At 56.6% G+C, this 12907-nt stretch carries 9 protein-coding genes; 3 read left to right on the forward strand and 6 right to left on the reverse strand.

Annotated features, from left to right (window positions below; translation table 11 throughout):
* Nucleotides 1–250, forward strand: a 250-nt coding sequence (locus ACF8AM_RS16960; RefSeq protein ID WP_392556776.1) for a response regulator, incomplete at its 5' end; no start/stop codon positions are given.
* 179 nt (nt 251–429) lie between these two features.
* Nucleotides 430–954: a two-component system response regulator gene (locus ACF8AM_RS16965; protein WP_392556777.1), complete on the forward strand. Its 525-nt coding sequence runs from the start codon at nt 430–432 to the stop codon at nt 952–954.
* 291 nt (nt 955–1245) lie between these two features.
* On the opposite strand, the gene ACF8AM_RS16970 is transcribed toward ACF8AM_RS16965, so the two are convergent.
* From ACF8AM_RS16970 to ftsY, 3 genes are read right to left on the reverse strand one after another with little or no spacing between them, the layout of a single operon-like run.
* The gene (locus ACF8AM_RS16970; RefSeq protein ID WP_392556778.1) at nt 1246–2583 is read right to left on the reverse strand and encodes a hypothetical protein; all 1338 of its coding nucleotides are present in this window, start codon (nt 2581–2583) and stop codon (nt 1246–1248) included.
* 5 nt (nt 2584–2588) lie between these two features.
* Nucleotides 2589–3170, reverse strand: coding sequence for a tRNA-(ms[2]io[6]A)-hydroxylase (locus ACF8AM_RS16975; RefSeq protein WP_392556779.1), 582 nt, complete (start codon nt 3168–3170; stop codon nt 2589–2591).
* 5 nt (nt 3171–3175) lie between these two features.
* Nucleotides 3176–4174, reverse strand: a complete 999-nt coding sequence (ftsY, locus tag ACF8AM_RS16980) for a signal recognition particle-docking protein FtsY (RefSeq protein ID WP_392556780.1) — start codon at nt 4172–4174, stop codon at nt 3176–3178.
* A 215-nt stretch (nt 4175–4389) separates the two neighbouring features.
* On the opposite strand from ftsY, the gene ACF8AM_RS16985 reads away from it, so the two are divergent.
* Nucleotides 4390–7347: a PQQ-dependent sugar dehydrogenase gene (locus ACF8AM_RS16985; protein ID WP_392556781.1), complete on the forward strand. Its 2958-nt coding sequence runs from the start codon at nt 4390–4392 to the stop codon at nt 7345–7347.
* Between the two features lie 329 nt (nt 7348–7676).
* Here ACF8AM_RS16985 and ACF8AM_RS16990 read toward each other — a convergent pair whose 3' ends face one another.
* From ACF8AM_RS16990 to mqnC, 3 genes are all read right to left on the reverse strand, one after another.
* On the reverse strand, nt 7677–9857 hold the full coding sequence (locus ACF8AM_RS16990) for an RNA polymerase sigma factor (RefSeq protein WP_392556782.1): 2181 nt from the start codon (nt 9855–9857) through the stop codon (nt 7677–7679).
* Between the two features lie 454 nt (nt 9858–10311).
* Nucleotides 10312–11829 (reverse strand): 4-alpha-glucanotransferase, encoded by a 1518-nt coding sequence (gene malQ, locus ACF8AM_RS16995; protein ID WP_392556783.1) that lies wholly within the window; start codon nt 11827–11829, stop codon nt 10312–10314.
* A 99-nt stretch (nt 11830–11928) separates the two neighbouring features.
* Nucleotides 11929–12907 (reverse strand): cyclic dehypoxanthinyl futalosine synthase (mqnC, locus tag ACF8AM_RS17000; RefSeq protein ID WP_392556784.1); only part of this gene is annotated, 979 nt, incomplete at its 5' end.

Raw genomic sequence — 12907 nt, forward strand, 5'->3', positions numbered from 1 at the left:
CTCTTCCGATCTCCGCATGCCAATCCTTAGCGGACAAGAAGCATTGACGATGTTGAAGGAGGACGCCGCCACCGCGTCCATTCCGGTTGTCGTGTTGTCGGCGAGTCCAGGAGATTGCGCGTTGATGCTCGACCAGGGTGCAGCGTTCTTCCTGTCCAAACCATTTGAAACGCAAGCTTTGCTCGATGCCGTGCAGGCTTGCCAGAACCATTCAGGCTTCCAGTTGGAAGCGATGCCCGTAACAAGCTGAACTCTCCTGGAGGAACCAGGTCGAGGGAAAGCCGCGGAGTCGAGACTTTGGTTTCGAGTCCTGTAGCATTAGTGGTTTCATGATGATGCCACGAAGCATATTCAATTGCAAATTCCTCGAAGCATTTGCACCGAGTCGGTGCAAAGTCACAAAACATCGCAACTTGATTGGAATCGTAAATGAACACGACCGCAGTAGACACCATCGCAATCAACCCCAGTACCGAACCATTGCACGGAGCGACCACACGTCGTTCGTCTAGGAGATTGATTCGAGAACCCAAGTTTTTGTCTCACCCTCGGGTGAGATCAAAGAATGGGAAAGTCACCAAGTGTGACGATTGGGTTCTGTGCATCGATGACGACTCGGATTTTTCATACAGCATGAAGTTGAGTCTTCAAAATCGAGGCTACAAAGTCGCCCGTGCTCAAGAAGCCAGAGCGGGCTATCAACTCGCCTTTGAATTTGAGCCCATCGCGATCCTTTTGGACTTGATGATGGCCGATCAGAGCGGTGAAGATCTGTTAGCAGAGTTTCGCTTTCATCCTGCGCTGATGCACATTCCGGTGTTCATCGTGACCGGGGTCTACTCCAGCAATTCGCGAGATCGGTTGCTTGCCAGTGGTGCCAGTGATGTGTTTCGAAAGCCAGTGGATCTCGACGCGATCACGGAAGCGATTGAATATCATCGCCCCACGAGCTAGCAAACGGGGCAGTGGACTTCGCCGTCCACCATTCTTTCGACTTTGGTAGTCCAAGCAGCTTTTCAATCACCGCTCCCTTCGGGAGCGTCGTGCCGTTTTGGAGTGCTGTGTCGCCAAGCGTTTCCGATCACTCTCCCTCGGAAGGATCGGAAAAGTAGATGGTGGCTGGCGTCAGGGTTTCGCCCCGGGTGGGGCCGTCGTGTTTAGCTCGGGACGGAAGCCCCGAGAGGCCTTAGCAGTTCGAGTGAATGCGGCTTTGCGAAGCCAAGGCGGCTCGATCCAAGCAACGACTCAGCGTTTTTCGTTCAGTGCCAACAACGCTCGGCGACTGTCGTTGTAGTCCAGGGCGACGACTCGCAGGTCGGTTGGCAATTTTCGGATGACTGGGTCGATGTAAGGATCGGCTTGGCCAGCGATCAATCTTTCGGCCCAATCACCATGCAGGTCGACTGAGTCCACATCGATTTTGGCGGCCACGTGTCGGATCAAAGTTGGAAGCGATCGGATCGGTGTGTCGGCACGGTGTCCCGAAGCGACCTGTCGCAGCCGAGCTTCGGCGGACGCCAATTGGCGAGCCAGACTCCATGCAGCATCGTCGCCTTCGCGGTGAACGGCGACGGTGAAGTGGGCTTTGCCAAGCATCGTGGACGACGAGCTGGTTTCCAGCAGTGGCATCTCTGACCAGACGCCACTGATCGGGCTGGTTCTCGCAGGTTTGCCATACGCCATCACAACGACGTCCAGCATGCCAGCGCGAAATCCGGGAGGCACGTCGAAGGCAACCTGAAAGGCTTTCTCACCTTCCAAAACTTGTTGAGATGTCCAGCGGAGTTTGTAGTAAACACCTCGACCGCGTTCAATGGTTCCCGCAGCCGAAACGGCATGCAAGGGAGCATGCCTGTCAAACTGAATCGCCTCGGATTGCTTTTCGCCGTTGTCGGCGCCCAGGTGGGCCGAAGCCAAGTGGCCGTAACCACCGTCGGCGGCGATCCCGATGGAACGCGTGGATTCGTCGGAGCGTTTGACTTGGATGGGACTGGCGTAATCGGTTCCCGTTTCCGTGCGAGGCGAATAGTCCAGCACTCGCCATGAGGTGGATCGCGGAACGACTTGAATCATCCAGCGATCAATCGTCGGCAATTTGCTGCCCGACACCATCGACGACAATCGCAACTCGATTTGCATGGACTCGCCGGCATGAACGGTCGGTGTCAGGCGATTCGAAAGATCGACTGGGCGAGCGACTGCGGTTGGTGGCAAGTCAAACGAGAGGGCTTGGACGTTTTCGTCGGCGGCGATGTTGGAGGCCAACAAAGCCAAGGCGAACGCAACAGCGTAAGACGTGACTTGGGTTTGTAAGAATTTCATCACTGTGTCTCCGCGACCAGACAATTGATTGACGGTGTCAGTCGGTTCATCCGACTCAATTCCGTTCCATCTTGGATGCGGGCTGGCTCTCGTCAGCAAGAAGAGTGTTTCCTCATTTCCGCGAAGGACAAGGATTGCAAACGAGGTGCCAGAAAAGCTGCCGTTTGCCGAGTCAAAGACACCCGCGGCTGTGAAACTTGCGGGTGTGTTGGGTTGGTTCGCTGATTGCGGGAAGTCAGCCCGTTTGGAGGCGTGAAACAATCCGTTCAGGAGTGCATCCGCGGCAGGTCGCTGCCCTCAGCGATGATCTCACTTTCCAACTTGGACAGTTCCGTGAGACGTTCACGAACCGATTCACGATCAGCGAAATGCTCGGCTAGTTTCACATACGTCGTGTGATGGCGGGCTTCGCTTTCGAACAACCCAGCGTAAAACGCGGACAATTCCGGTTCGCGTTCTGCAACATGTTCGGCCAGCAATCGGAATCGTTCGCAACTGCGCGCTTCGATCAACGAAGCGACCAGCATTCGATCGACAGCCCGAGCGGGATCGTTCTGACGAATCAACGCGGTCAGTTTGCGACCATAAGGCCCGGGAGCGATTCGGCGGAACGGGATGTCTCGTTGTTTCAGAATATCAACGACCATGAAGAAGTGTTCCAGTTCTTCTTCCACGATCGTTGCCATCTCACGACAGATGTCGAGGTTTTCGGTGTAGGCATTCATCAGGTTCATCGCTGTCGACGCGGCCTTGCGTTCGCAGTGCGCGTGATCGAGCAGCAATTCATCGAGATGGTTGTCGACTTGTTCCAGCCAACGTTTCGTTGATTCGGACTGCAGGTGAAGCATCGCGATCAAGCCTCCAACAGTGCGGAGGCAAACGTGTCGGGATCAAACTTGGTCATGTCTTCGATGCCTTCACCTAGCCCGACGAATTTGACCGGCAGTTCAAACTGTTCACGAATTGGCAGGACAACGCCGCCTTTCGCGGAACCATCGAGTTTGGACAGGATGATGCCTGTGCAACCGGCGGCATCGCTAAAACCTTTGGCTTGGCTGATGGCGTTTTGACCGGCGGTCGCGTCGAGAACCAGCAGGACTTCGTGTGGTGCACCGGGCAGTTTTTTGTCGATCACGCGGCGGATCTTTTCCAACTCCAGCATCAACTTGCCCTGCGTTTGCAAGCGGCCGGCGGTGTCGATGATCGCGTAGTCCGCACCGATTTCGATCGCCTTTTCAGTTGTCTGGTATGCGACGCTGGCCGGGTCCACTCCGCTGGGGCCGGTGACGATTTCGCAACCAATTCGTTCTGACCAAATGGTTAGCTGTTCGACCGCCGCTGCACGGAACGTATCACCGGCCCCCAGCACGATCTTGCTGCCTTGAGAGACCAAGTGATGCGAGAGTTTTCCAATCGACGTGGTTTTGCCGCTGCCGTTGACGCCAACGACCAAAATCACTGTTGGGGGTGAGTCCGCTTTCGCGAGTTCGCCGTGATCTTGTTTGAGTTGTTCGCGAATGTCTTCGGTGATGGTCTCGACGACTTCTTCCAGGTGCACGACGCGGCCGCGAAAATCTTTGGCGACGCGGTCGCGAATTCGGCCGGCGGGACCGGCGCCCATGTCGGTGCGGATCAAGCGAGCGTAAAGTTCACCCAGAAAATCCTCGTCGACCAAGCGGCCTTCCGCTTTGAACAGGTCACGAATGTCCGTTCCGAGCACCCGGCGAGTCTTCTGCAGGCCGGTTTTCATTTTGCCAAACAGGCCACCGGAAGCTTCTTCTCCTGCCGATGTCGAGGAAGAGGTGGAGGAGTCGTCGCTCGAGTCGTTCTTTTTGGATCGCCAGAAAGCCATCGATCAGTGCACGTTTGGGAATGGAGCGTGTGGAAGAGCCAATTGGTGACCGCGGCGAAATCCGCTGGCCTCTCAAATTGTGTCGCAATGCGATGAAATCCACAACCCGGGGAGGTCCATGGAGGCGATGGTTCGTGCATCGGTTGGGTTAAGATGGGCTGCATCCCCACTTCTCTTCCTACGGTTGTTCATTCATGTCCCTCACGAGCGCAATCTTGCGGCCTCAATGGATCGCCACGCTGTTTCTATTGGTCAGCGTTGCAAACTCCTCCGCCGAACGCCCTGCCTGGACCGAATCACGACTTCATGGCACTCCCGAACCACCGTTGCCGATGAAGGTGGAACGTGTGCACCCGAACTTGGTGCTCCGGTCGCCGATCACCGCCATGGATTTGCCAGGCACGAATCGACGCCTCGTGCTTCAAGTGAACGGACAAGTGTCAACGTTCGAAAACCGAGAGGATGTGCAGTCGATGGATTTGGCGCTGGACCTCAACGCTGCCAATCAAAACGTGAACCCTGAGGAACGGATTGCGGCGGCGAGAGATCTGACGCTGCATCCGAATTTTGAGAACAACGGCTATCTGTACATCGTTTGGTCGATCCGCCCGCACGACGTCGAAGGCGGCACCCGGATTTCACGTTTTCAAATGGAGTTGCCATCCAAGCAACAGCCCGACGAGGCGGCGAGCGGCGATTCGTCGGAAATCGCCACGCCACAAATTGCTCCCGATTCGCGACTGGATTTGTTGTCCTACCCGTCGGGTGACCACATCGGGGCATCCCTCAACTTTGGTCCGGACGGGTACCTGTACATCACAACGGGTGATGGTTCGCTGCCGTTTCCGCCCGACGTCAATAAGGCCGCTCAGAACATCGGCGACCTTCGCGGCAGTGTGCTGCGAATCGATGTGAATCAAACCAGCGAGTTGGTCGACGGAACGACGTTGCCCTATCGGATTCCCGATGACAATCCGTTTGTTGATGTCCAAGGGGCTCGAGGCGAGATCTATGCGTTTGGGTTGCGCAATGGTTTTCGCGCAGCCTTTGATCCCACAACCGACGAACTCTGGGTGGCCGATGTGGGCTGGGAAAAGTGCGAGATGCTGCACCGAATCGTTCCCGGTGGCAATCATGGTTGGAGTCTCTACGAAGGTCCTCATCCAGTGGATCTGGAACAGACACCTGGGCCGGGAAAAGTGATTTTGCCCGAGGTCGTGTTCCCTCGCAGTGAATCGCAATCGATCACGGGAGGCGTGTTTGTTCCGCCAAACGCGATTGCGTTGAATGAGAGCGAATCCTTGGCGGATGAGTACTTGTGCGGGTGCTTCATGAACGGGAACGTTTGGTCGATCGACACGCAGTCGAAATCCAAGACGGGCCAACCGCCGGTGCCGCGAAAAATTGCCAGCACAGGTTTGAAGATCATTGATTTCTTCGTCAGCAGTCGTGCGTCCAGCGCGGCAGAGCCGAGTTCAGAAGTGTTGCTGGTCGACTACGCCGGCGGACTGTATCGGTTGGTTGCCAACGAATCAGTGGATGATTCACAATCCTTTCCACAACATCTCAGCGAAACCGGTCTGTTCGCGGACACAGCCAACCTGGTGCCGAACCCGGGCGTTGTTGCTTACCAACCAGCCGCAACGATGTTTCGCGATGGCATTCGGACACTTCGGTTCGTCGGGGTTCCCGGTCAAGAACCGATCCATCCGATGCGAAAACGCTATGTGCCGGGGACCGTGTTTGCGAACACGTTGATCCGAGACGTGTTGGATTCGGATGGGAAGCCGAAGGCGATCCGGCTGGAAACACAGTTGCTGTCGTTTGATGGTTTGAACTGGAACCCAACCACATTCGCATGGAACGATACACAAACCGATGCGACGTTGGTTCCTGCGATGGGAGCGACCCAAACCTTTCGGGTAGACGATCCGATTTGGGGACCACGCGATTGGGAACACCGTTTCTATGCTCGCGATGTTTGCATCACCTGTCACAACGTTGCCAACCCAGGGGCGGCTTCGTTGGTGCCTGAAAATCTGCGTGATGAGACTGGTCCGGGATCTTGGTCGGAATTGGCTGAAGCCGGCTACTTGGTCCAAGCCAAAGCGAAACGCGGTCATGAAATGGTGGACCCGGCAGATGAGTCTCAACCGCTCAAGCAGAGGGCTCGTTCGTACCTGCATTCCAACTGCGCGCACTGCCATCGTCCGGCTGGCGGTGCGACATCGAAGATGGACCTGAGGCATATCAAACCGTTGGATCAAACTGCATTGATCGGCGTGCCAGCGGCTCAAGGGGATTTCGGCTTGGGAGCGAACACGCTGGTGGTTGATCCGGGACACCCCGAACAATCGGCCTTGGTTTACCGAGTCGCGACCGGCGGTCCGGGCAAGATGCCTCGTGTGGGTTGCTCTGCAGTGGATTTGGACGGTGCAAGGATGCTTTGGGATTGGGTGGAATCGATGTCGTCCAACAAGCCGTTGATAGAACCAGCCGTTTCAGCGAAACCCGCCAGTGAAACGCGGCAGGCGATGTCGTTGTGGAGTGAACTCTCGCGGCAATCACCCGAGAAGGCAAAGAAGACGGTCGTCGGCATTCTGAACCAAGAAGGCGTCACTCATCCGCCGGTGGTGCTGGGTTTGTTGCAGCCATGGATTGATCCCAGCCAACGAACGTTGTTGGTGGGCGAATCACCCGATGAAGACGCGTTGTTGGCTCTCGATGGCGACGCTCAACGCGGTTTGCAGTGGTTCTACGAATCCTCTGCGTCCCAGTGTCGACAATGCCACCGCATCGGCGGATTGGGCAAAGAGGTTGGCCCGTCGCTGGCCGGAATCAGCAAACGTCGAACGCGGGCAGAAGTCCTGCGAGGAATCATTGACCCGAGTGCGAAGATCGAACCTGAATGGCAGAGTCACACATTGTTGACAGTCGACGGCGATTTGGTCGCCGGCCGAATCCTTCGTGAAGACAATGACGTCGTCGTTGTGCAGCAAGCCGATGGAACTCAAATGACGCTTCCGGCAGAGGACATCGAAGTCTCAAAGCCCAACCAACAATCTTTGATGCCGGCTGGTTTGTTGTCTGCAATGACGCCGCAAGAGGTCGCGGACTTGCTCGAGTTTCTGATGCAAATAAACGAAGCGGGTGAATTGCCGGTCGCGGATTGATGCGTTGAGTGGTTTGACTGTCGAAACACCCGTTGATCGGTCCGGCTCACGATGAGACAACCTGTAGCTCGGTGATCCCCCACCGAGACACGCTGAAGAGTAGAACAGTTGTCTCAACTGTTCGCGTGGTTGGGGTGATTCGCCTTCAGCCGTGACTTAAACGGTGCGAACGTTGGTTGGGAGGTGACGCTGGCTGGCGTTTGAAAGCTGGAGGACGGAACAATTGGGGACAATTGTTCTACACTGTTGCCGGAACTTCCGTTGGTCGGTCTGGCCTGCTTCGAGGATCGTCGAAGCTTAGACGACGCTGTGCACTGACGCCATTCGACTCAGAAGAATCCTCCACCACCGCCTCCGCCACCACCGCCCATCATTCCCGCTCCGATTGGTTGCAGTCTTTTCTTCTGTTGTTGCTGAAATTCTTCGTCAGACAAACGAGGGTCTTCACCCGTGTGTGTTTCGCGAAGGGCACGCATCAAATCTTCGATCTCTTTGTGGACTTCGTCGGTGGTGCTGACCAGCAAAGCGGGCCGACCTTCGCGTGAGTGGTTGACGGAGCTGATGGTGGAGTAGCCACCGAGTTGCTCCCAAGCGTCCGGCTCAATGGTGGAAGTGATCATTTCGATCGTGCTAAAATCGCCTCCTCGAGGAAGACCGGTACCCTCCAGAAAATACAATCGCTGCCGAAGGCTGGCATCACCGGCTTCCAATGTGGTGATCTGCAGGACCTCATCCTTGTATTGGTAAGTGAGTCCGAGCGGACGCAGCATCAAGCTTAGGAAAGACCGAAAGGAGACCGATTGTATGGCGATGTCCACGGGGACGTCGTTTGAGAGCCCGTTTGCCTCCAACGCAAATTTGTCGAGGAATATTGGGAAGTTGGTGTCCTCGGACATCGCGCGTACGACATCGTTCAGTGGTGTCTTCACAAAGTTGTAGGAAACCTTTCGGTCCATGAGTTCCTCGAGTTTCGTCTCTTCCTCGGACGTCATGTCCAACCATCGGTCGGTCGAAATTCCTCTGCGAGTCAACACGGTCATGTCAGCGGTGATCAAGAGGCCGTCGTCATCGACTGTTGCTTTCAAGCCTTCGCGTTCGAGGGCTTTTCGCAAGTGCGTGCGAAGGGGTTGTTCGCCCTTTGATACAAATTGCACGTGGAGACTGTCGACGTCCATCTGCCCAAGTGTCATGGCTTGCTCGTCCAGTAGGACCGGGATTCCAATGGCCTGTTGCAGAGTTTCCGGAAGCGAGCGGACATTGGTTTCGAACTCCAATGACGTCGGTTGATCAAGCAATTGCGAGACCCGTTTGGCCACGGCAGTGGAAGATTCTGCGGGGGGAACCGCGATTGGTGGAACTGGAGGAGTGGGCGGGGTTGGCAGAGCGGGGCGTGACTGCAAGGGAGCCCCTGGCGATGCTGGTGGAGGAGGAAGTGTAGGAATGGGCGTGGGAGACGTGTCGCCTTGCGCGAACTGTGCGAGCACGGGGGGCGAATCTTCGTCCGCGTTGGCGAAAGACAGGACGCTGGCGGTTTGTCCTGTTTTGTCCTTTCCAGCGGGGACCGCGAAAGCGACCAGCAAAGCGAGTCCGGCTGCGGCAGTGGAGCCGAGAATGGTGACGACAGGCATGGTGGTGACTCCTTGTGTCAGATGAGATTCAAGAGCAGAGAAGTGGGAGGGCGACGGAGCTTTGGCCCAATGGGATTTGCCAAGATCTGCGCTGGGGGAGCCGCCGGGATCATTGGCGGAAATCGGCGTGGTCGGTGGGCTGGTGAGTTCGAAAGCGGACTGAGCGGCCATTGCTTCGGATGCGCTCCATGCATGGGCTGCGGCCCAAGCCGCCATGGGGGCGACGCCGCGGAGCCGAAGTCGTCGGGCGAGGCGTTGTTTGCCACGAGCCAGCCAACCACGCACGGTGCCTTCGGTGGTGCCCATCCGTTTGGCTGTTTCGGTGACCGTGATGCCTTGCTGGTGATGCAACACGATCGCGGATCGGTACTTGTCGGGCAGCTCGGAAAGCTCCTCGTCCAGCACGATGGCTTGGTGTCGAAGCGTCAAACGTTCCAACGGATCGACCGGCTCGGTGGGAACGTCCGATAGATCCTGGTGAGTGCGTTCGGGAGACATCATGGTCGCGAGGCTGGCGCGTTGGGCGACACGGTGCAGCCAACCGGCCAACCGTTCGGGGTGTCGAATCTTTTTCGCGGATTGGGCGAGGTACAAGAATGTGGTTTGCATGGCGTCGTCGGCATCGGCTCGGTCGTGACACCGTCGCATGCAGACGCTAAGAACCATTTGGGCGTAACGCCGGACCAGGGTGTCGAGTGCTTCGAGGCATTCATCGGTGACCCAGGCGTCAATCAGGTCGGCATCGGTGGGGTTGAGGTCATCCCAGCGGACAGCCGTCGCGGTGTCGACGGATCGATCACGCGCTGGAGATTTTCGAACTTGCGGCTCGACAGGCGGCGGAATCGGTTTCGCCGGTTCGATGGTGATGTTCCCACTTGGCATGATGGATCCAATTCCTTTCCGTCTGAGAAGCAAGGCAGCAAGGGCTCGGCAAGAGCCACGGGGCTGCAGCGATCACGCTTCGGAAGCCGATTTCGCCACCCCTGATCATCGCGTGTTCAGGAAGACAGTGGGGTGAGAAGCCCACATGGCGCGCGAAAAATGTGAAATTCGCGAAAAGAAGCGTCTGACAGGGAGGATCGCTGTGCTGAGTTCATGCTCGGCTGGCTGGGGGCCCCAGCCAGCTACAGTTGCGAGTGGCTCAGAGGAGAACAATTGTCCCCCCATCCCCCCAAACTTCGTTTCGGGAGAGGTGCTCAAAGGCTGAAACCCGCTCAAACGCGGCCTCGATCAACTGCACGACCTCATTCCGTGGGGTGGCTTCGGAATGCTGGTTGGCGACGCATTCATTTGCGTGTGAACGATGTTGGTGTTCACTGGAACGCAGCGGGGTTGATTAGCCAACGCTGGGGACTTCGTGAGTCAGCCGGCCTCGTTCGTGACACAGGGATGCAAGACGATCGGCATGCGCCTGCGTTAACGCTTGCGGTGACAATCGCCAGGCCCAGTTGCCGCTGGCCACGCCGGGAATATTCATCCGGGCTTCGTTGCCGAGCCCCAATACGTCTTGAATCGGAACGATCGCGATTTCTGCGGCGGACGACATGACGGCGTCGATCAATTGCCAGTTCACGTCGACGTCGCTGGTCACGACTTCATCGAGCGGGTCGGGACTGTTTTCCGGTGGTTTCCGCAAGTGGTACCAGCCCATGACGGTGTCGTTGTCGTGGGTGCCAGTGTAAGCGACACACGATTCGGGATAGGTCGATGGGCGATGGAAGTCATCTTCCATGGTCGAGAATCCGAACTGGAGCACTCGCATGCCGGGAAAGCCAAGTTCTTCCCGCAATTCGTGAACGGCGTCCGTGATCATCCCCAAGTCTTCTGCGATGAAGGGGAGTTCACCGAGTTCTTTCGCAGCAGCGTCGAAAGGTTTGGCGCCGGGACCGGTTCGCCACTGACCTTCGATCGCGGTTTCGGCTCCGTAGGGAACTTCCCAGTACGCCTCAAAGCCACGGAAGTGGTCAACGCGTAACAAATCAAATTGTTCCAACGCGCGACGGAATCGGGCCGTCCACCACGCGTAGTTGGCTTTTTCCAGTGCGTCCCAATCATATTGCGGGTTGCCCCACAGTTGCCCGGTTTCGCTGAAGTAGTCCGGTGGCACACCGGCAACCAACTTGGGCGTCCCGTCCTCATTGAGGGCGAACATGTCTTGGTTGCCCCAAACATCGGCGCTTTCGTAAGCAACGAAGATCGGCATGTCGCCACAAAGTTGGACATGTCGTTCGTTCGCGTACGCCTTCAGTCGGTTCCATTGCCGATCAAACAGGAATTGCTGAAACCGGGAGTAGTCGATCTCACGAGCCATCTCCTGGCGGATTTGTCCGAGTGCCTCTGGGTCGCGACGGCTGAGTGGATCGGGCCACTTCGACCAATGCGATTCCTGGTACTTGTTCAGCAGAACTTCAAACAGTGAAAACTCGTCGAGCCACCAATCGTTGCTGTCCAAGAAAAACTCAAACGCAATTTTCAATTCCCGCGGCGGGTTGGCGAGGAAACGCTCGTAGGCGAGTTTGAGTCGCGGATGCTTGAACTTGCCAGCCGCGTCGTAGTCCACAAAAGCCGGGTCGCCGGGAACGAAACCTTCCAAGTCTGATTCGCTCAACAAGCCTTCGTCGACTAGCGATTCCAAGCTGATTAACAAAGCGTTGCCCCCAAATGCGGAGTACGCACTGTAGGGCGAGTTGCCGTAGGCGGGAGGACTGAGCGGCAGGATTTGCCAGATCGATTGACCCGCCGCATGCAAGAAATCAACCATCTCGTACGCTGAGGCACCTAGATCACCAATGCCGAGTTCCGATGGCAAACTGGTGATGTGGCAAAGAATGCCGGAGGATCGCGGGAAACGCATGCGTGAGATTCGGTTGGCGATAGTCGGTCGTTTCAGTTGGACGTTGCACCGAGGCAGGGCAACTTCCGCACCACTTTTGAAAAGACTACCGGACTTCGGTCAAACCGCCAATTGGACCAACTCTCTTGCCGATTGTTCCCCGTTTGCCTGGATGGCTTTGGCTTCCAAATCTTCGTCGACCAAGTTGTAGTGCACGTCACGCTGGCGAGGGATGAAGCCGAGTTCTTGAATCGCTTCGCGAATCTGTTGCAGGGACAAATAGTGCACCGTTCCGGCCTCTGCAACGACGTTTTCTTCGATCATCAGGCTGCCCATGTCATTGGCACCGAACATCAACGCCATTTGCCCAATCTTCAGACCTTGCGTGACCCAACTACTTTGAATGTTCGGGATGTTGTCGAGGAACAATCTCGAGACGGCCAACATTTTCAGATATTCGAAGGAACCGGTCGGCCGGACATCGGACATCTCGGTGTTGTCAGGTTGGAACGTCCAACAGATGAACGCGGTGAAGCCGTCGGTTTCGTCTTGCAGACTTCGCAAACGATCGAGGTGCTCGATTCGTTCGTCGAGTGTTTCCACATGCCCGAACATCATCGTGCTGGAACTGATCCCGCCGAGTTCGTGCCAGACCCGCATGACGTTCAACCAATCGTCCGTCATGACTTTGCCGCGAGTGATCTCGTTGCGAACGCGGTCGGTCAAGATTTCAGCGCCTCCGCCCGGTACGCTGCCCAGTCCCGCGTCTTTCAATCGCGATAGAACCTCTCGGAGCGGAAGTTTGTTGACCTTGGTGAAGTGATGCAGTTCCGGTGGTGAGAATCCATGGACATTGACCTCGGGAAAGCGAGCCTTGATGTCTCGCAGCATCTCCTCGTACCAATCGAGTTTGTACTTCGGATGCAGTCCGCCTTGCAGCAAGATCTGGTTGCCGCCCAAGTCGACCGTCTCTTGGATTTTCTGCAGCAAGACTTCGCGAGGCAGCACGTACCCTTCGTCACTTTTCGGTCCGCGATAAAACGCACAGAAGTCACACACAGCGGTGCAGACGTTGGTGTAGTTGATGTTTCGATCCACG

This window comes from Rhodopirellula sp. JB055, from assembly GCF_043100905.1.
In the GTDB taxonomy this organism is placed as follows: Bacteria; Planctomycetota; Planctomycetia; order Pirellulales; family Pirellulaceae; genus Rhodopirellula.